This is a genomic window from Micromonospora palythoicola (genome assembly GCF_036689795.1).
Taxonomy (GTDB): Bacteria; Actinomycetota; Actinomycetes; order Mycobacteriales; family Micromonosporaceae; genus Micromonospora; species Micromonospora palythoicola.
In genome coordinates, this window is the sequence record NZ_JBAGKI010000041.1 from 15,232 (window position 1) to 34,922 (window position 19,691).

17 protein-coding genes are annotated in these 19,691 nt (G+C 72.8%); 8 read left to right on the top strand and 9 right to left on the bottom strand.

Annotated features, from left to right (window positions below):
* Positions 1–30 precede the first annotated feature (30 nt).
* Together V5O40_RS18350 and V5O40_RS18355 are read left to right on the top strand one after the other, a co-directional pair.
* Positions 31–327, top strand: coding sequence for a type VII secretion target (locus tag V5O40_RS18350; RefSeq protein WP_332906595.1), 297 nt, complete (start codon positions 31–33; stop codon positions 325–327).
* Positions 324–1,925 carry an alpha/beta hydrolase gene (locus V5O40_RS18355; protein ID WP_332906596.1) on the top strand — a complete coding sequence of 534 codons (1,602 nt, stop codon included), beginning with the start codon at positions 324–326 and terminating at the stop codon, positions 1,923–1,925. Before V5O40_RS18350 ends, V5O40_RS18355 begins: the two co-directional genes overlap by 4 nt.
* 47 nt (positions 1,926–1,972) lie before the next feature.
* Here V5O40_RS18355 and glmS read toward each other — a convergent pair whose 3' ends face one another.
* Positions 1,973–3,886: a glutamine--fructose-6-phosphate transaminase (isomerizing) gene (glmS, locus tag V5O40_RS18360; protein ID WP_332906597.1), complete on the bottom strand. Its 1,914-nt coding sequence runs from the start codon at positions 3,884–3,886 to the stop codon at positions 1,973–1,975.
* 157 nt (positions 3,887–4,043) lie between these two features.
* Between glmS and V5O40_RS18365 the strand changes: the two genes are divergently transcribed.
* Positions 4,044–5,237: a pyridoxal phosphate-dependent aminotransferase gene (locus V5O40_RS18365; protein WP_332906598.1), complete on the top strand. Its 1,194-nt coding sequence runs from the start codon at positions 4,044–4,046 to the stop codon at positions 5,235–5,237.
* A gap of 10 nt (positions 5,238–5,247) precedes the next feature.
* Here V5O40_RS18365 and V5O40_RS18370 read toward each other — a convergent pair whose 3' ends face one another.
* The 8 genes from V5O40_RS18370 to V5O40_RS18405 form a co-directional block, all read right to left on the bottom strand.
* The gene (locus tag V5O40_RS18370) at positions 5,248–6,228 is read right to left on the bottom strand and encodes a hypothetical protein (protein ID WP_332906599.1); all 981 of its coding nucleotides are present in this window, start codon (positions 6,226–6,228) and stop codon (positions 5,248–5,250) included.
* Between the two features lie 234 nt (positions 6,229–6,462).
* Positions 6,463–7,815 (bottom strand): phosphoglucosamine mutase, encoded by a 1,353-nt coding sequence (glmM, locus tag V5O40_RS18375; RefSeq protein WP_332906600.1) that lies wholly within the window; start codon positions 7,813–7,815, stop codon positions 6,463–6,465.
* 133 nt (positions 7,816–7,948) lie between these two features.
* The gene (gene rpsI / locus V5O40_RS18380; RefSeq protein WP_018784602.1) at positions 7,949–8,413 is read right to left on the bottom strand and encodes a 30S ribosomal protein S9; all 465 of its coding nucleotides are present in this window, start codon (positions 8,411–8,413) and stop codon (positions 7,949–7,951) included.
* Between the two features lie 20 nt (positions 8,414–8,433).
* Positions 8,434–8,877 carry a 50S ribosomal protein L13 gene (gene rplM, locus V5O40_RS18385; RefSeq protein WP_093411456.1) on the bottom strand — a complete coding sequence of 148 codons (444 nt, stop codon included), beginning with the start codon at positions 8,875–8,877 and terminating at the stop codon, positions 8,434–8,436.
* Positions 8,878–9,086: 209 nt separating this feature from the next.
* Positions 9,087–10,454 (bottom strand): nitrate/nitrite transporter, encoded by a 1,368-nt coding sequence (locus V5O40_RS18390; protein ID WP_332906601.1) that lies wholly within the window; start codon positions 10,452–10,454, stop codon positions 9,087–9,089.
* A gap of 107 nt (positions 10,455–10,561) precedes the next feature.
* On the bottom strand, positions 10,562–10,906 hold the full coding sequence (locus tag V5O40_RS18395) for a type II toxin-antitoxin system PemK/MazF family toxin (protein WP_332906602.1): 345 nt from the start codon (positions 10,904–10,906) through the stop codon (positions 10,562–10,564).
* Positions 10,845–11,102, bottom strand: coding sequence for a hypothetical protein (locus tag V5O40_RS18400; protein ID WP_210829640.1), 258 nt, complete (start codon positions 11,100–11,102; stop codon positions 10,845–10,847). The genes V5O40_RS18395 and V5O40_RS18400 overlap by 62 nt, the downstream gene beginning before the upstream one ends.
* 73 nt (positions 11,103–11,175) lie before the next feature.
* Entirely contained in the window at positions 11,176–11,952 is a 777-nt protein-coding gene (locus V5O40_RS18405; protein ID WP_332906603.1) for a class I SAM-dependent methyltransferase, read from the bottom strand.
* Between the two features lie 111 nt (positions 11,953–12,063).
* On the opposite strand from V5O40_RS18405, the gene V5O40_RS18410 reads away from it, so the two are divergent.
* The 5 genes from V5O40_RS18410 to V5O40_RS18430 are packed head-to-tail and all read left to right on the top strand — an operon-like array spanning position 12,064 to position 19,652.
* Positions 12,064–14,259: a molybdopterin oxidoreductase family protein gene (locus V5O40_RS18410; protein ID WP_332906604.1), complete on the top strand. Its 2,196-nt coding sequence runs from the start codon at positions 12,064–12,066 to the stop codon at positions 14,257–14,259.
* Entirely contained in the window at positions 14,256–15,701 is a 1,446-nt protein-coding gene (locus V5O40_RS18415; protein ID WP_332906605.1) for an FAD-dependent oxidoreductase, read from the top strand. Before V5O40_RS18410 ends, V5O40_RS18415 begins: the two co-directional genes overlap by 4 nt.
* A complete protein-coding gene (gene nirB / locus V5O40_RS18420; protein WP_332906606.1) occupies positions 15,698–18,220 on the top strand; it encodes a nitrite reductase large subunit NirB in 2,523 nt (840 codons plus the stop codon). The genes V5O40_RS18415 and nirB overlap by 4 nt, the downstream gene beginning before the upstream one ends.
* Positions 18,217–18,564 (top strand): nitrite reductase small subunit NirD, encoded by a 348-nt coding sequence (gene nirD / locus V5O40_RS18425; protein ID WP_164447857.1) that lies wholly within the window; start codon positions 18,217–18,219, stop codon positions 18,562–18,564. Before nirB ends, nirD begins: the two co-directional genes overlap by 4 nt.
* Complete coding sequence (locus V5O40_RS18430; protein ID WP_269738285.1) at positions 18,564–19,652, top strand: uroporphyrinogen-III synthase; 1,089 nt, start codon at positions 18,564–18,566, stop codon at positions 19,650–19,652. The genes nirD and V5O40_RS18430 overlap by 1 nt, the downstream gene beginning before the upstream one ends.
* The last annotated feature ends 39 nt before the right edge of the window (positions 19,653–19,691 follow it).

Sequence of the window (19,691 nt, forward strand, 5' to 3'; positions counted from 1 at the left end):
GCGTCGTGTCGACGCCAGGTGGGAGGAACGATGGCCGAGGAGACGTTGGCCGTCCGGCCGGAACTGCTGCACCGGGTGGGTCGGTCGCTGGATGACACCGGCTACCGGCTGGCGCAGGGGATGTCAGGTGGGCGAGGGCTGAGCGCGCCGGCCCGGGAATGGTCGACGGCGCGGGCCCTCGCCGACCTGGAGGCGGCCGTGCACGCCTGGTCCGGTCGGCTCGCCGCCCGGGTCGCCGAGACCGGCGACGCGGTGCGCGCCGCCGCCGGGGCGTACGAGTCGGTGGACGCCAGGGCCGCCGCCCGGCTCTCCGTCCTGCCCCGATGAGCGCACCCGGGCCGGTGGTCGGTTACGTCCAGCTCTCCACGGCCGATCCGGCCGCGTGGCGGGCCACCGGATCGACCTGGGCCGGCCTGGCCGGCGTGGCCGAGCGGCGGGCCGGCGAACTCACCGACAGCGGCGCCGCCCTGCGCACCGGCTGGTCCGGCCGTGCCGCCGGGTCGGCCGGTGCCCGGCTGACCGGGCTGCGCGCGGAACTGGTCGCACTGGTTCCGGCCGCGATCGAGACCGATCAGGTGCTCGCCGAGTTCGCCGCGCGGTTGGTGGCTGCCCGGGCCCGGCTGACAGCGGCCGTCACGTTGGCCGCCACCACCGGCGTGCTCATCGACCGCCGGGGTGGCGTACGCGCCGATCCCGCCCGGATGCCGTCCGAGCGCACCGGCCCGGCGGTGGCTCAGGTGGCCACGGCCCTGCGGGACGCCCTCGACCTGGCCGCCACGGCCGACGGGGAGGCCACGACGCGCCTCGCCCGGCTGACCGAGGCCGCCGGTACCGGTTGGACGGCTCGGCCACCGTCGTACCGTCCACCGCCGGACGCCGAGCCCGGTGCGGTGCGGCGCTGGTGGGCCGGGCTCACCCCGGCCGAGCGGCGCTGGTTGGTGGTGCACGAGCCGGAGCTGACCGGGCGGCTCGACGGGGTGCCGGCCGAGGCCCGCGACCAGGCCAACCGACTGCTGCTGGCGGCCCGGCGCGCGACCCTCGTCGAACGGTGGGAGCAGTTGCTGGCCCGGGTGCCCCGAGGCCCGTTGGAGGTGGCCGGGCTGCGTGGTGTCGAGGCCGCGCTGTCCGGGCTGGACGCACTCGCCGCCCGGCTGGAGTCGACCCAGCAGCCACGGGCGTACCTGCTGGGTCTGGACGTCGGCGGCGAGGGACGGGCGGTGGTGGCGCTGGGCAACCCGGACCGGGCCACCGACGTGCTCACCTACGTACCCGGGATGACCGCCGGGCTCGACGACGCCACCGGCGAGCTGGGCCGGGCGGCACGGGTGCTGGCCCGTGGTGCCGAACTGGCTCCGGAGACGCAGACCTCTGCGGTGCTCTGGTTGGGTTACGACGCCCCGGATTTCCTGCACGAGGCGGCCTGGGACGGGCAGGCCCGCGCGGCCGGGGAGGCACTGCACCGGTTCCAGGACGGTCTGCGGGCCACCCACGACGGCCCGCCGGCCCGGCAGACCGTGCTCGGGCACAGCTACGGTTCGTTGGTGGTGGGCACCGCCGCTCGCGACCACGGCCTCGCCGCCGACGCGCTGGTCTTCGTCGGCTCACCCGGGGTCGGTGTGGCGCACGCCGCCGAGCTGGGCATGCCGACCGGGCAGGTGTGGGCCAGCACCGCACCGGACGACGTGATCCGGCTGACCCGCCCGCCGGACGAGCTCGCCCTGCGGGCGGCGCTCAGCGCCTCCCCGGTCGGCATGATCGCCGGCTGGCTGGCCGGGCCGAGCGACGAACGGTGGTTCGGCCGCGACCCGGCCGAGCCGAGCTTCGGCGGTCGGACGTTCCCCAGCGGCCGGTACGGCCACACCGGCTACTGGCATCCGGACAATCCGGCGCTGGACGGCATGGCCCGGGTCATGCTGGGTCGCTGATACCGGCACCGGCGGCCGGGCACCGACCGCCGGTTACCGGTCGCCGGCTACTCCACGGTGACGGACTTGGCGAGGTTGCGCGGCTGGTCGACGTCGTGTCCCCGAGCGGCGGCGATCTCGGCCGCGAACACCTGCAACGGCACGGTGGTCACCAACGGCGCGAGCAGCGTCGGGGTACGCGGCACGTGGATCAGGTGATCGGCGTAGCGGACCACCGACTCGTCGCCCTCCTCCGCGATGACGATGGTGCGGGCGCCCCGCGCGCGTACCTCCTGGATGTTGGAGACGACCTTGTCGTGCAGCATGCCCCGACCCACCGGAGAGGGCACGATGCAGATCACCGGGGTGCCCTCGTCGATGAGCGAGATCGGGCCGTGCTTCAGCTCACCGGCGGCGAAGCCCTCGGCGTGCATGTACGCCAGTTCCTTGAGCTTCAGCGCGCCCTCCAGCGCCACCGGGTAGCCGACGTGCCGGCCGATGAACAGCACCGTCGACTCGGCACGCAGCTCGCGGGCCAGCTCGCGGACCGGCTCGATCCGCCCGAGCAGCTCGCGCAGCTTGTCCGGCACCTGGTGGAGCTGGTCGACCACGGCCGCCACCTCGTCGGCGTACTTGACACCGCGCACCTGGGCCAGGTGCAGCCCGATCAGGTAGCAGGCGATGACCTGGGTGAGGAACGCCTTCGTGGAGGCGACGGCGATCTCCGGCCCGCCGTGGGTGTAGAGCACCGCGTCGGACTCCCGGGGGATGGTGGAGCCGTTGGTGTTGCAGATGGCCAGCACCCGGGCCTTCTGATCCTTGGCGTGCCGCAGCGCCATCAGGGTGTCCATTGTCTCGCCGGACTGCGAGATCACCACGATCAGGGTGGACCGGTCCAGCACCGGGTCGCGGTAGCGGAACTCGCTGGCCAGCTCCACCTCGCAGGGAATCCGGGTCCAGTGCTCGATGGCGTACTTGGCCACCATCCCGGCGTGGTAGGAGGTGCCGCAGGCGACGATGAAGATCTTGTCGACGTCACGCAGGTCCTGGTCGCTGAGCCGGACCTCGTCGAGCATGATCTCGCCGGTCTCGGTCAACCGTCCGAGCAGCGTGTCGGCGACCGCCTGCGGCTGCTCCTCGATCTCCTTGAGCATGAACCAGTCGTAGCCGCCCTTCTCGGCGGCCGAGGAGTCCCAGTCGATGTGGAAGTCCTTGCCGCTGGCCGGCTGCCCCTCGAAGTCGGTGATCTCGATGCTCTCGGCGGTGATGAGCACGATCTGGTCCTGGCCCAGCTCGACCGCGTCCCTGGTGTGCTCGATGAACGCGGCGACGTCACTGGCGAGGTAGTTCTCCCCGTCGCCCCGACCGACGACAAGTGGTGAGTTGCGGCGGGCACCGACCACCGCACCGGGGATCGCCGAGTCGACGGCCAGCAGCGTGAAGGCGCCCTCCAGTCGCTGGCAGACCACCCGCATGGCGGCGGTCAACAGCTGCGGCCCGTCCGGCTGACCCGCCGCCCGCAGATCGGTCAGGGCGGCGGAGAGCAGGTGCGCGGCGCACTCGGTGTCGGTGTCGCTGGTGAAGGTGACCCCCGCGTCCTCCAGCTCGGCACGGAGCTTGGCGAAGTTCTCGATGATGCCGTTGTGGATCACCGCGACCCGCCCGTCGGGTGACAGGTGCGGATGGGCGTTGCGGTCGGTGGGGCCGCCGTGGGTGGCCCACCGGGTGTGTCCGATGCCGGTGGTGCCGTCGCCGATGCCGATCGGACTCGCTCCGCAGCCGGCCGGGTCCTCGGCCGCCCGCTCGGAGAGCACCTTCTCCAGGTTCGCCAGCTTGCCGGCCTTCTTCTCGGTCAACAGCGCCCCGTCGCAGACGACGGCGACGCCGGCCGAGTCGTAGCCGCGGTACTCCAACCGCCGCAAGCCGTCGAGCACGATGCCGAGCGCCGGTCGGGCACCGGCGTAACCCACGATTCCACACATGGATCGCAGCCTAACCAGTTTCGCTCACGATGTCTGCTCGAAACAGGGGTAAACAATCACTGAATTTGAGCGATCCGGCGATCGTGGCGATCGGAGCGACAAAGCACGCGCTCGGGTGGCGGGCGGCTCGGCTCGTCACACCCGTACCCTGACGGGCGTGACGAGCCGCGATGTCGACCCGCTGGTGGCCCGGATGCGCCCGTTCGGGACGACGATCTTCGCCGAGATGTCCGCTCTCGCGCTGCGTACCGGCGCGGTGAACCTCGGGCAGGGCTTTCCGGACACCGACGGCCCGCCCGAGATGCTCGCCGCCGCGGCGCAGGCCCTCAACGCCGGGCGCAACCAGTACCCGCCCGGCCCCGGCATCCCCGAGCTGCGGGCGGCCGTGGCGGCGCACCAGCGCCGCTTCTGGGGTCTGGAGTACGACCCGGACGGCGAGGTGGTGGTGACCGCCGGCGCCACCGAGGCCGTCGCCGCGGCCGTCCTCGCCCTCTGCGAACCCGGCGACGAGGTGGTCTGCTTCGAGCCCTACTACGACTCGTACGCCGCCTCGATCGCCCTGGCCGGCGCGACCCGGCGACCGGTGACCCTCCGTCCCGGCGTCGACGGGCGGTACGCCTTCGACCCCGACGACCTGCGGAACGCGTTCAGCGCCCGGACCCGGCTGGTGCTGCTCAACTCGCCGCACAACCCGACCGGCAAGGTGTTCACCCCGGACGAGCTGACCCTGGTCGCCGAACTCTGCCAGGAGCACGGCGCGTACGCGGTCACCGACGAGGTGTACGAGCACCTGGCCTTCACCGACGCCGCCAGCGGGCACCTGCCGCTGGCCACGCTGCCCGGGATGCGGGAGCGCACCCTGCGGATCTCCTCGGCCGGCAAGAGCTTCTCCTGCACCGGCTGGAAGGTGGGCTGGGCCAGCGGGCCGGCGGCGCTGGTGTCGGCGCTGCTGCGGGTCAAGCAGTTCCTCACCTACGTCAACGCCGCACCCCTGCAACCCGCGGTGGCGGTGGCACTCGCCCTGCCCGACGACTACTTCACCGCCTTCCGGGCCGACCTGCAGGTCCGCCGCGACCAACTGATCGACGGGCTGAGCGCGGCCGGGTTCGACGTGCTCACCCCGGAGGGCACCTACTTCGTCACCGCCGACATCACCGCTCTCGGCGGCACCGACGGCGTCGACTTCTGCCGTACGCTGCCCGAGCGGTCCGGTGTGGTGGCGGTACCCACCCAGGTCTTCTACGACGACCCCGAGGCCGGTCGGCGGCTGATCCGGTTCGCCTTCTGCAAACGCCCCGAGGTGCTGGCCGAGGCGGTAACCCGGCTGCGCCGGCTGCCCGAGGTGCGGTGACCGGCCGACGTCAGTTCGGGGCGTGGGCCGGACTGGTGTGGGCGGGTGCCGTGACGACCGGTGACCGGGCGGCCCGGGCCCGCCGCCGCGCAGCCGACCAGGCCAGCACCATCGCCACGAGGAAGAGCGCGGGCGCGAGCTGAGCGAATTCGGCTGCCGAACGGATGTCGTCGGTGACCGCCAGGTAGCGGGCTCGCTCGGCGGCGTCCTGCCACTCCTCGGGATTCAGCCCGAGGTAGTCGTGCACGAGGACGAGTGCGCAGGCCGCCGGCACCGTGACGAGCAGCAGGGGCAGCCGGCCTCGCGGCGACCGACGTAGCGCGGCCCACCAGGTCAGGGCGGCGAGTGCCAGCGTGCCGACCATGGTGAGCACCGACGCGGTGCCGAAGGTGGGCCACCAGACGTCGCGTCGGTCCAGGTCGTCAGCGGTCGCGCCGTACACGGTGATCCAGGGCAGCGCGAGGCCGGCGAGCAGCGCCAGGGTGCCGGCCGCGGCGGCGACGATCCGGCCGGAGCCCGGCCACCAACTGGTCAGCACCACCGCGGTGAGGGCCGCCACGACGAGCACCGCGAACGTCAGGCCGGAGCTTTCGTAGCCGAACCAGATGGCCCCGTAGTCCCGGTCGAGAACGGGCGCCACCCGGCGCACGACCTCGGCCCAGCGGGCGGCACCCTCGTCCGGCGTCGACGAGAGGCGATAGGCGGCACCGGCCAGGACCGTCGACATGGCCAACAGGGCGCCACCCGCCGCGACGGCGGCGACCCGTCCCGCGTGCCTGGGCAACAGCACCGAGGCCAACGTCAGCAGCAGCAACGCCCCCACCAGGAGCAGATACGCCCATCCCCACCCGTCGATCTCGGTGACGCCGAGCCCGACCGTCGAGTCCTGGTAGAGCAGCGAGCCGGCCCTGCTGCCCAGCACCTCGATCGTCACCTCGGACCACGGTGCCGCCACGGAGCCGATGATCAGCCCCAGCACAATCAAGATCATGAGCAGTCGGCCCCAGCGGGCCCCGAGCCAGCTCCGCGGTGCGCCGGGCGGTGCCTCATCCGACGCACCGTCGGCGGATCGCCCGACCAGACCAGGAGAACCTGGGTGGTACACAGTCACCCCCGTGAGACGTGTCCGCTCCTGCGGCGGCCGGCGGTCATCGTCCCACGGCACCGGACACAGTAGGGGACACCCGTCCGGCTCCGGTGGAGCCGGTCACGCGCGCGGTACGGGTCAGGCCGGGCTGGCGGTGCGGACGTGGGCGGCGATGCGCTCGGCGACCTCGCGGGCGGTCTGCTCGGTGGCGGCCTCGACCATCACCCGGACCAGCGGTTCGGTACCCGACGGGCGCAGCAGCACCCGGCCGGTCTCGCCCAGCTCGGCCTCGGCCCGCTCGACCTCGGCGCGTACCGCCGGTGCGGCGGCGCCGACGGTGCGGTCACCGACCGGCACGTTGATCAGCACCTGCGGCAGCCTGGTCACCACGCTGGCGAGCTCGGCCAGGGGGCGACCGGTGGCCGCGATCCGGGCCATCAGGTGCAGCCCGGTGAGCACGCCGTCGCCGGTGGTCGCGTACGCCGGCATGACGATGTGCCCGCTCTGCTCGCCGCCGAGGGCGAGCCCGGAGGCCCGCAGTTCCTCCAGCACGTACCGGTCGCCGACCTTGGTCTCGACCAGTCGGATGCCCGCCGCGGACATGGCCAGGCGCAGACCGAGGTTGCTCATCACGGTGGCGACCAGGGTGTCACCGGTCAGCGTGCCGGCCTCCCGCATGGCCAGCGCCAGGATCGCCATCACCTGGTCGCCGTCGACCTCCTCGCCGTCGGCGCTCACCGCCACGCACCGGTCGGCGTCACCGTCGTGCGCGATGCCGAGATGCGCCCCGTGCTCCACCACCGCCTGGCGCAGCGCCTCGATGTGGTTGGAGCCGCACTCGTCGTTGATGTTGAGCCCGTCCGGCTCGGCGTTGATCGCGATGACCTCGGCACCGGCCTCCCGGTAGACCGCCGGGGCCACCTCGGCGGCGGCGCCGTTGGCGCAGTCGACCACGACCTTGATCCCGTCGAGACGGTGGGGAGCCGTTCCGGCGACGTGCTGCACGTAGTGGCTCGCGCCGTCGAGCAGATCGTGCACCCGGCCCACTCCCGCGCCGACCGGGCGCTGCCAGGCGGTGGTGGCGTTGGCCTCGATGGCCGCCTCGATCCGCATCTCGATCTCGTCGGGCAACTTGTGCCCGCCGGCGGCGAACAGCTTGATCCCGTTGTCCGGCATCGGGTTGTGCGAGGCCGACAGCATCACGCCGAGGTCCGCCTTGGCCTCCGCGGTGAGGAACGCCACCGCCGGGGTGGGCAGCACGCCGACCCTGACCACCGTCGCGCCCGCGCTGGTCAGGCCGGCCACCACGGCAGCCTCGAGCATCTCGCCGCTGGCCCGGGTGTCCCGGCCCACCACGGCCAGTGGGGCGCGGCCACGATCCGACTCGGCGAGGGTGTGGGCGGCCGCGACGGCCACCGAGAGCGCCAACTCCGGGGTGAGGTCGGCGTTCGCCCGCCCGCGTACGCCGTCCGTGCCGAACAACCGGCCCATACCCACAACCTCCGATGAACTGCCGATGCTAGGAGAAACGCCTTGTCGTGCGGCAACGGAAACGGCCGGCCCACCTCCCCGTCGAGGGGAGGCGGACCGGCCGTCCGTCAGAAGTACAAGGTGCGGCTGGAGATCAGCGCTTCGAGTACTGGGGAGCCTTACGGGCCTTCTTGAGGCCGTACTTCTTGCTCTCCTTGACCCGGGCGTCCCGGGTCAGGAAGCCGGCCTTCTTCAGCGCCGGGCGGTCGTCGGGCTCGCTGACGATCAGCGCCCGGGCGATGGCCAGCCGCAGCGCACCGGCCTGGCCGGTGGTGCCGCCGCCGCGCAGGTTGGCGATGACGTCGAACGCCTCGGGCTTCTCGGCGGTCACCAGCGGATCCTTGATCAGCTGCTGGTGCACCTTGCTCGGGAAGTACGCCTCCAGGTCACGCCCGTTGCAGGTGATCTTGCCGGTGCCCGGCACGATGCGCACCCGGACGATGGCCTCCTTGCGCCGACCCACGGTCTGGATCGGGCGGTCACCACGAGGCGCGCGCGCGACGGGCGCCGGCGCCTCGGTGGCCTCAGGGGCGACCTCGGTGGCGGTGATGTCGGTCATGCTGCTTCCTTCGCCCGCGCTCACTGCGCGATCTGCTTGATCTCGAACGGCACCGGCTGCTGCGCGCCGTGCGGGTGCTCGGCACCGGCGTAGACCTTCAGCTTCTTGATGAGCTGACGGCCGAGCTTGTTGTGCGGGAGCATCCCCTTCACCGCCAGCTCGATGGCCCGCTCGGGGCGCTTGGCCAGCAGCTCCTCGTAGCCGACCTGCTTCAGGCCACCCGGGTAACCGGAGTGCCGGTAAGCGATCTTCTGCTGGCGCTTGTTGCCGGTCAGCGCGACCTTGCCCGCGTTCACGACGACGACGAAGTCGCCCGTGTCGACGTGCGGCGCGAAAGTCGGCTTGTGCTTGCCCCGCAGCAGCGTGGCGGCGTGGGTGGCCAGGCGGCCCAGCACGACATCAGAGGCGTCGATGACGTGCCACTGACGCTCGATCTCACCCGGCTTCGGGCTGTACGTACGCACAGGTCTACCTTGTCTCGTCGTCGGTCTGGGGTAGCGCGCCGAGGTGACCAGGACTTCCCAGCCGGACCAGCGCGCACGAACGACCAAGCGTACCTCAGGCGGCACGCCCACAGATGTCGTACAACAGCAGGCAACGATACCCGCAGCCCCGCCGGCCGGTCAAAACGGGGTCCGACCGGCGGGGCGCGCGGAGGCCGACATGACGGCCGTCACACCCCGGCGCGCGCCATCCGACTGCCGGGGCGCAGGTACGCGACCCAGGTGATCACGAGCAGCACCAGGAAGAATCCCACGTAGAAGCGCAACGCCGGCTGGATGCCCCCGTAGGTCGACCGGGCCCAGGCGTAACAGATCGGCACCAGGAAACCGCCGAAGGCACCGACCGCGGAGATGATGCCCAGGGCACCGGCGGCCTGCCGGCGCATCGCCAGCATGATCTCCGGCGTGCCGCCCCGCTCCTCGCCCTTGACCTGGAAGATCCTGCTGATCATCCGGTAGGTCGAGCCGTTGCCCACGCCGGTGGCCACGAAGAGCAGCAGGAACGCCACGAAGAACAGGCCCATGCTGCGCTGCTCGACCGACCAGAGCGCGCCCAGGGCACCGACCGCCATCAGCACGAAGCTGGCCACCGTGACCCGGGCCCCGCCGACGAGGTCGGACAGGCGGCCGCCGAAGGGCCGGCAGAGCGAGCCCACCCCCGCGCCGAGGAACGCCCAGGCCAGTGCGACGTCCGGCCGGCCGAAGACCGAGTTGAGCAGGGTGGGGAAGGCCGCCGAGTAGCCGATGAACGAGCCGAAGGTGCCGATGTACAGCAGCGACATGATCCAGGTGTCGCGGTGTCGCAGCGACGACCAGACCGGCCCCACGTCGGCCTTCGCCTCGGCCAGGTTGTCCATGAACAGGTACGCGCAGACGGCCGCGATCACCGCCAGCGGGATGTACATCAGACCGGCCCGGGCCAGCGCGAGTCCGCCGCCCAGCACGATCACCTGAGGCACCACGAACTGCACGACGGCCACCCCGATGTTGCCGCCGGCGGCGTTGAGCCCCAACGCCCACCCCTTCTCCCGCTCCGGATAGAAGAAGGAGATGTTGGCCATGCTGGAGGCGAAGTTGCCACCGCCGAACCCGGCCGTGGCGGCGATCAGCAGCAACGGCACGAAGCCGATCTCCGGATGCTCGACCGCCCAGGCCAGCCCGGCGCAGGGCACGATCAGCAGCAGCGCGGAGATGACGGTCCAGTTGCGCCCGCCGAAGACCGGCACGGCGAAGGTGTACGGCAGGCGCAGCAGCGCGCCGACCCCGCTGGGCACGGCGGTCAACCAGAGCGCCTGGCTGGTGGTCAGCTGCCAGCCGGCGTCGCCGAGTCGGACGACGACGATGCTCCAGAGCAACCACACGGAGAAGCCGATATGCTCCGCGAAGATCGACCAGATCAGGTTGCGTTGGGCGACACCGCGACCGATCCGCCGCCAGAAGGCCGGATCCTCCGGTGCCCAGTGCCCGATCCACCGACCTGGTCGGCGGTCCAGGCTCTCCTCTTCGATTACCGTCGGCTGCTCGCTCGTGGTGGTCATGCCGCAGAAGCTAGGGAGCCGCCGTTACCGCGGCGTTCGCCGTTCGGGTCGGCCCGGCAACGGGGATCGCACCACGTGCCGACGGCGGCGGTGAGGAACGGGTCGACTCAGAGCTGCTGGAGAATCCGCAACGCCCGGTCCACCCGCCGCATCGTCTCCGCGTCGGCGACGTCCACGCACTCGGTGAACCACTTCTTCATCGGCGAGGAGATCCGGTCCGGCATCACCATCCGGTCACCCATCGACACCGCCAGTGGCGAGTCGCGCAGCAGCGCTGTCTCCACCACCTCGGTCACGATCACGATTGGCACCGCCGTGGAGTTGTAGACATCGGAACTGACCACCAGACCGAGACGCTCCCGGGCCCCTTCGATCCGCCAGACCTCGCCCCTACGCAGCACGCGGTGGACCGCCGAAGAGCAGGTCGTCGACCATGCCGACCTCCTGGGCATCGGCCAGCGAGGCGGATTCCAGGTCCAGCCCGGCCCGGCCGACCGCGGCGGCGTGCGCGGCGAAGACCTCGCGCAGCGCCTTCTCCCGGGCCGCCTGGTCCATCCAGGCGGAGAGCGAGAGCCCTTCCCGCTTGGCGAACCGCCGGGCATCCGCGATCGTGTCGTCGGCGAACGACAGAGTCACCTTGGCTGTCATACCGACAGACTACCCACTGGTATGACTCACAGTCATCCCCGACGTGCCGCCCGTGGCAGCCGGAGACCCCGTGTCAGCGCTGTCGAGCTGATGGCGCGGACGGATCGTCGACGGTTCCGCCGGGCGCGTGGCCGCCCATCACGGCGAAGCGCCACGCCTTGAAGAAGCAGTCCACGTCCGCCAGGCCCGCCTCGGTCAGCCAACGGCACTGCTCCGTCACCGGTGCGGGACGGTCGTAGGCCATCCGTTGCTCGGCAGCGGCGATCTCGGCGGAATCGGAACCGAGCGCCGCGACCTGCGCCAGCCAGACCTCGTGGTAGCGCCGGTCCAGTTCCGGGGTCGGGCCGGCCACCTGCTCGGCGTTGACGAAGACCCCACCGGAGACCAGCGCACCGGCCGCCCGCCGGTATAGGTCACGCTTGGCGGCGTCGTCCAGGTGGTGAATGGCCAGCGCGCTGACCACCGCGTCGTAACGCCCGGCGGGCAGCGGGTCAGCCAGGTCGGCCACCACCACCCGGTGCGCGACGCCCCGGCCGGCCAACCGCTCGGCGGCGACGGCAAGCATCTGTGGTGCGGCATCCACAAGGGTCAGCCGCACGCCCGGCACGACTGCGGAGAGTAATGACGAGAGCAGACCGGTCCCGGCGCCGAGATCGAGCACCTCGGGCGTACGCCCGACCGCCAGGGCGGCCCGCAACTGTGGCGCGGCCACCTCCACGGCGGTGGAGTAGAACGCGTCGAAACAGGGGATCAGCCTGCGGCGCGCGGCGTCGTAATCGCCCGCAACCGCATCGAACGCCTCGGCAACGCCCACACCAGCCTCCCATATAGCAGGATTACCGTTCCACATTGTAGACCTCGCGAGCCATCCCCCAGCCGAGGTGCGGTGTGAGCGGCTCTTGACAGGACCGAAACAAACGGGACGCGGACCGGAAACTGCCCAACGGCACGCTTTGCCGACATGACAGACGGTGCACGGCCGGCGACACCACCGGGGCGCGAGCCCCGCGAGGTGGCGACCCACTGCCCGTACTGCGCCCTCCAGTGCGGGATGGTCCTGCGCGAGGAGGACGGCGCGGTAAGCGTGCTACCTCGCCAGTTCCCCACCAACCGGGGCGGCCTCTGCCAGAAGGGCTGGACCGCGCCGGAGCTGCTCAGCCACTCGGAACGGTTGACCAGTCCCCTGCTGCGCGACCCGGCCACCGGCGAGCTGCGCCCGGCCACCTGGGAAGCCGCGCTGGACCGGATCACCACCGGCCTTCACGACGTGCAGCAGCGGCACGGCCGCGACGCGGTCGCCGTCTTCGGCGGCGGCGGGCTCACCAACGAGAAGGCGTACGCGTTGGGCCGGTTCGCCCGGGTGGCACTGGGCACCCGGCACATCGACTACAACGGACGGTTCTGCATGTCCTCGGCCGCGGCCGCCGGCATGCGGGCCTTCGGCGTGGACCGGGGACTGCCGTTCCCGCTGTCCGACCTGGGTCGGGCCGACACCCTGCTGCTGGTCGGCGCGAACCCGGCGGAGACCATGCCGCCGCTGGTGCGCTGGCTGACCGAGCACCGGGAGCGGGGCGGCAAGCTGATCGTGATCGACCCACGGGTGACCGCCACCGCCCGGCAGGCCGACCTGCACCTGCAACCGCTGCCCGGCACCGACCTGGCGGTGGCCAACGCGCTGCTGCACATCGCCCTCACCGAGGGTTACGTCGACGGGGACTACGTCGCCACCCGCACCACCGGTTTCACCGACGTGCGCCGCACCGTGGCGGGCTGGTGGCCGGCCCGCGCCGAAGCGCTCTCCGGGGTACCCGTGGCCGACCTGGAGGAGACCGCGCGCGCCCTCGGCACCGCCGAACGGGCGATCATCCTCACCGCCCGCGGCGCCGAGCAGCACGCCAAGGGCGTCGACACCGTCACCGGCTTCGTCAACCTCGCCCTCGCGCTCGGTCTGCCCGGCCGCCCCGGCTCCGGCTACGGCTGCCTGACCGGGCAGGGCAACGGCCAGGGTGGCCGGGAGCACGGGCAGAAGGCCGACCAGCTCCCCGGGTACCGCAAGATCGACGACCTGGAGGCCCGCGCCCACGTCGCGCGGGTCTGGGGGGTACCCGCCGACGAGCTGCCCGGGCCGGGCGTGCCGGCGTACCAGCTGCTCGACTCGCTCGGCACCGACCAGGGGCCTCGGGCGCTGCTGGTGTTCGGCTCGAACCCGGTGGTCTCCGCACCCCGGGCCGCCCGGGTCGAGGGCCGCCTGCGCGACCTGGACCTGCTGGTCGTCGCCGACTTCCTGCTCTCCGAGACGGCGGCGCTGGCCGACGTGGTGCTGCCCACCGCCCAGTGGGCCGAGGAGGACGGCACGATGACCAATCTGGAAGGACGGGTGCTGCGCCGCCGTGCGCTCCGTCCGCCTCCGGCGGGCGTCCGCACCGACCTGGAGATCCTGGCCGCCCTCTCCGTCCGGATGCGAGGAACGACACCTGCGGACCGCCCGGTGCGCGAACGGCACACCGACTCGACGGCGGTCGGCCGACCGAGCGAGGCGGGGGGCGGCCGACCGAGCGAGGCGGAGGCGGCGGACCCGCGCGTGGTCTTCGCCGAGCTGCGCCGGGCCTCGGCCGGCGGCATCGCCGACTACGCCGGGATCAGCTGGGACCGGATCGACGCCACGGACGGTGTCTTCTGGCCGTGCCCCGACGACGACGGGCCCGACTCCCCCCGCCTGTTCACCGAGCGCTTCCCCACCGCCGACGGGCTGGCCCGGTTCCACCCGGTGGAGCACCGGCCGGCGGCCGAGGAGGTCTGCGCCGACTTTCCGCTGCATTTCACCACCGGCCGGGTGCTCGCGCAGTACCAGTCCGGCACCCAGACGCGCCGGGTGGCCGCGCTGCGGCGAGCCGCACCCGAGGCGTTCGTGGAGCTGCACCCGGATCTCGCCGAGCGGCTGGGCGTCACCGACGGCGAGCCGGTACGGGTGCTCTCGCGGCGCGGCGAGTTCCAGGCACCGGCCCGGCTGAGCCCGGGCATCCGGGCGGACACCGTCTTCGCGCCGTTCCACTGGGGTGGGCCGGCACGGGCGAACTCCGTCACCAACGACGCCGTCGACCCGGTCTCCGGGATGCCGGAGTTCAAGATCTGCGCGGTACGGGTGGAGCGGGCATGACCGGGCACAGCGAACGGGTCGTGGTGGTCGGCAACGGGATGGCCGGCGCCCGGGTGGCGGCGGAACTGCACGCCCGGGGCGAGGACCTGAAGGTGACCGTGCTCGGCGCGGAACCACACCCCGCGTACAACCGGATCATGCTGTCCACCCTGCTCACCGGCAAGATCGACGAGTCGGACGTGGAGTTGGCGGAGGTCGCCGGACGCGGCGTGGACCTGCGCACCGGGGTGACGGTCAGCGCGATCGACCGGGCCACCGGCCAGGTACGCACCGACGACGGCGACCGGATCCCCTACGACCACCTGGTCCTCGCCACCGGCAGCCGGGCGGTGGTGCCCGCGCTGCCCGGGCTCGACCCGGAGCAGCTGCCGGCACGGGTGATCCCGTTCCGCACCCTGGACGACTGCCGGCGCATCCTCGCCCTCGCCGGCACCGCCCGGCGCGCCCTGGTGCTCGGCGGCGGGCTGCTCGGCCTGGAGGCCGCCCGTGGGCTGGCGCTGCGGGGGCTCGACGTGGGCGTGGTGCACCGGGTGCCGTACCTGATGGACCGTCAGCTCGACCCGGCCGCCGGCGCCATGCTCGCCGGCACCCTCGCCGGTCTCGGCGTGACCACCCACGTGGCGGTGGAGCCGACCGCGGTACGCGCCGACGCCGCAGGGGTGCGGCTGGAGTTGTCCGACGGTCGGTCGCTCGACGCCGACCTGCTGGTGCTCGCCTGCGGCGTACGCCCCGACACCGCCCTCGCCGCCGCGGCCGGCCTGGCCGTGGAACGGGGGGTGCTGGTCGACGACCGGCTGCGCACCAGCGACCGGCGGATCTCCGCGATCGGTGACTGCGCGCAGCACGACGGCACGCTCACCGGGCTGGTGGCACCGGCCTGGGCGCAGGCGCGGGTGGTGGCCCAGCTGGTGACCGGGCAGGACCCACAGGCCCGGTACCGGCCGCGACCGGTGGTCACCCGGCTCAAGGCGGCCGGCATCGATCTCGCCGCGATGGGTGACCCGACGGGTGGTCCCGGCGAGGAGTTGACCTTCGCCGACCCGGCCCGAGGCACGTACGCCCGGCTGCGCATCCACGACGAACGGTTGGCCGCCGCGATCCTGCTCGGCGACAACCCCTCGGTCGGCACGGTGATCCAGCTGTTCGACCGTGGTCACCCGGTGCCCACCGACCGGCGGGCGCTGCTGCTCGGCCGCGCCGTCGGCGGGGCGGTCGCGGCACCCGCCGCGTCGCCGGCACTGATGCCGGACGCGGCCACGGTCTGCCAGTGCAACACGGTGAGCAAGGGCGCCCTCGTGCGCTGCTGGCGGGACGGAGCCCGCACGGTCGACGCCGTGGTCGCGGCGACCCGGGCCGGCACCGGTTGCGGCAGCTGCCGCGACGCGGTCGCCGGCATCGTCGACTGGTTGTCCAGAACGGATCCCGTGGAGGTGGGGCGATGACCGGCGGCAACGTGGTCGTCATCGGCAACGGCATGGTCGGCCAGCGGTTCGTGGACGCGCTGCGGGCCCGCGACCCACAGGGGCTGTGGCGGGTCACGGTGCTCGCCGAGGAGAGCCGCCCGGCGTACGACCGGGTGCGGCTCTCGGCGTACTTCGACGGTGCCGACGAGCAGGACCTGAACCTGCACACCGCGCACGACGGCGTCCAGTTGCGCCTCGGCGAGCCGGCCACCGGCGTGGACCGGGACCGGCGGGTGGTCACCACGACCACCGGCGAGCACCCGTACGACGTGCTGGTGTTCGCCACCGGGTCGTACCCGTTCGTGCCGCCGGTGCCGGGGTCGGACCTGGCCGGCGTCTTCGTCTACCGCACGCTCGACGATCTCGCGGCCATCCGCCGGTACGCCAAGGACCGCCGCACCGGCGCGGTGATCGGCGGCGGGCTGCTCGGCCTGGAGGCGGCGAACGCGCTGCGCCTGCTCGGGCTGACCACGAGCGTGGTGGAGTTCGCCCCACGGCTGATGCCGGTGCAGGTCGACACCGCCGGTGGCGCGATGCTCCGCCGCTACGTCGAGGACCTGGACGTGGCCTGCCACCTGGGCGTGGCGACCACCGCGCTGCGGTCCGGCGCGGACGGTGCGGTGGCCGCCCTGGAACTCGCCGACGGCGCGGTGCTCGACGCCGACCTGGTGGTGGTGGCCGCCGGCATCCGGCCCCGCGACGAGCTGGCCCGGGCCGCCGGGCTCGACATCGGTCCGCGCGGCGGGGTCCTGGTCGACGCCGCCTGCCGGAGCACGGACGAGCGGATCTACGCGGTCGGCGAGTGCGCGGCGGTCGACGGCACCTGCTACGGCCTGGTCGCCCCCGGTTACGCGATGGCCGAGGTGGTGGCCGACCGGCTGGTCGGTGGTGCCGCCACCTTCCCCGGTGCGGACACCGCCACCAAACTCAAGCTGCTCGGCGTCGACGTCGCCTCGTTCGGCGACGCGCACGGGGCGACGCCCGGCTGCCTGGACGTCACCTGGACCGACCCGGCCGCCCGGGTGTACGCCAAACTGGTCCTCTCCGACGACGCGTCCACGCTGCTCGGCGGGGTGCTGGTCGGCGACGCCGGCGCGTACCCGACGCTGCGCGCCAGTGTCGGCGGGCCGCTGCCGGCCGCACCGCTGGCCCTGCTGGCCGGTGACGACGCGGTGGGCGCCACGGCGGGCGCGCTGCCCGCGACCGCCCAGGTCTGCTCCTGCAACGCGGTGACCCGGGGCGACATCGACACGGCCATCGCCGACGGCTGCGCCGACGTGGCCGCCCTGAAGGCGTGCACCCGGGCCGGGACGAGCTGCGGTTCCTGCGTACCGATGCTGAAGCAGTTGCTCGACGCGGCCGGCGTGGTCCAGTCGAAGGCGCTCTGCGAGCACTTCGACGTCAGCCGGCAGGAGCTGTTCGACATCGTCCGGGTCCGCGGGATCCGGACGTTCTCCCGGCTGATCGCCGAGCACGGCCGGGGACGCGGCTGTGACATCTGCAAACCGGTGGTCGCCTCGATCCTGGCCTCGCTCGGCACCGGCCACATCCTCGACGGCGAGCAGGCCTCGTTGCAGGACACCAACGACCACTTCCTGGCGAACATCCAACGCGACGGCAGCTACTCGGTGGTGCCCCGGATACCGGGCGGGGAGATCACCCCGGAGAAGCTGATCGTCATCGGCGAGGTGGCCCGCGACTTCAACCTCTACACGAAGATCACCGGTGGGCAGCGGATCGACCTGTTCGGCGCCCGGGTCGACCAGCTACCGCAGATCTGGCGCCGACTGGTGGACGCCGGGTTCGAGTCCGGGCACGCGTACGGCAAGGCGCTGCGCACCGTGAAGTCCTGCGTCGGTTCCACCTGGTGCCGCTACGGCGTGCAGGACTCGGTCGGCCTGGCCGTCGCCCTGGAGCTGCGCTACCGGGGTCTCCGTGCCCCACACAAGATCAAATCTGCGGTCTCCGGCTGCGCCCGGGAATGCGCCGAGGCCCGCAGCAAGGACTTCGGTGTGATCGCCACGGAAACCGGGTGGAACCTCTACGTCGGCGGCAACGGTGGCTTCCGGCCCCGGCACGCCGACCTGTTCGCCACCGACCTGTCCACCGAAACGCTCGTCACGCTGATCGACAGGTTCCTGATGTACTACATCCGCACCGCCGACCGGCTGCAACGCACCGCCGCCTGGATCGAGGCGATGGACGGCGGCCTGGACCACCTCCGGGCGGTGATCGTGGACGACTCGCTCGGTCTCTGCGCCGAACTCGACGCCGCGATGGCCCGGCACGTGCGGTCCTACTCGGACGAGTGGCGCGACGTCCTGACCGACGCGGACCGGCTGCGCCGGTTCACCTCCTTCGTCAACGCGCCGGAGGTGCCCGACCCGTCGATCACCTTCGTCACCGAACGCGGACAACCGGTACCCGTCGGTGGGCAACCGTCCGGCGCGCAGGGCCGTCAACCGGTCGCGCTCGGCCTGCCGGAGGTGCGCCGATGACCGCCGCGACGGCACTGGGCTGGGTCACCGTCTGCCCGCTGGATCGCCTGGACCGGGACCGGGGCGTCGCCGCCCTGGTCGCCGGGGTGCAGGTGGCGATCTTCCGGACCGCGGACGGGCTGTACGCGATCGACAACCTCGACCCGGTCTCCGGGGCGTACGTGCTCTCCCGCGGCATCGTGGGCAGTCGGGGCGAGGTGCCGACGGTCGCGTCGCCGCTGCACAAGCAGGTGTACGACCTGCGCACGGGGGATTGTCTCGACCTGCCGGGCGTTTCGGTCGCTCGGCACCAGATCCGTTGCCACAACGGCATGGTCGAGGTGCGGCTGCGACAGGAGGGCTGATGCGCGAGGAACTGGCCGGCTTCACCATCGGGGTGACCGCCGACCGGCGGCGGGACGAACTCGCCGCGCTGCTCCAACGGCGGGGCGCCCGGGTGGTGCTCGCCCCCGCCCTGCGGATCGTGCCGCTCGCGGACGACACCGAGCTGCGCGAGGCCACCCGTGCCTGCCTGGAACGGCCACCCGACATCCTGATGGCCAACACCGGCATCGGGATGCGCGGCTGGCTGGAGGCCGCCGAGGGCTGGGGGCTCGCGGAGCCGCTGCGCGGGATCCTCGGTGACGCGTACGTGGTGGCCCGGGGCCCGAAGGCCCGGGGGGCGATCCGGGCGGCCGGTCTGTACGACCAGTGGTCACCGGCCTCGGAGAGCTGCGACGAGGTGGTCGATCACCTACGTCGACGGGGGGTGTCCGGTCAGGTGATCGCCATGCAGCTGCACGGCGAGCGGCAACCGGAGTGCACCCGCGCACTGGAGGAGGCCGGCGCCACGGTCATCGAGATCCCGGTCTACCGCTGGGCCCCACCGACCGATCCGGCGCCGCTGCACCGGCTGGTCGACCTGGTGGCGGGGCGGCTGGTCGACGCGGTCACCTTCACCTCGGCACCGGCGGTGGAAGCGCTGCTGCGTGCCTCCGGCGATCGCACGGAGGCGGTGCTGGACGCGCTGCGTACGGACGTGCTGGCCAGCTGCGTCGGACAGGTCACCGCCGAGCCGCTGGTCCGGCGCGGGGTGCCGGTGAGCGCGCCGAGCCGGGCCCGGCTCGGCGCGCTGGTCCGCACCATCGTCGACGAACTGCCCCGCCGTACGGTGACCATCAAGGTCGCCGGGCACCTGCTCACCCTGCGCGGACACGCGGCGGTGGTCGACGGCGAGTTGCGCCCGTTGGCCCCGGCGCCGATGGCGGTGCTGCGGGCACTGGCGCAGACGCCGGGCCGGGTGCTGTCGCGTACCGCCCTGCTGCGGACGCTGCCGCGCGGGGCCGACGAGCACGCGGTGGAGATGGCGGTGGCCCGGCTGCGGGCCGGCCTGAAGGCGCCCCGCGTCGTGCAGACGGTGGTCAAGCGGGGCTACCGCCTCCGCGTCGACTGAGCCCGCCGGCCCGGCCGCTACCGGGCCGGCGGGCCACCG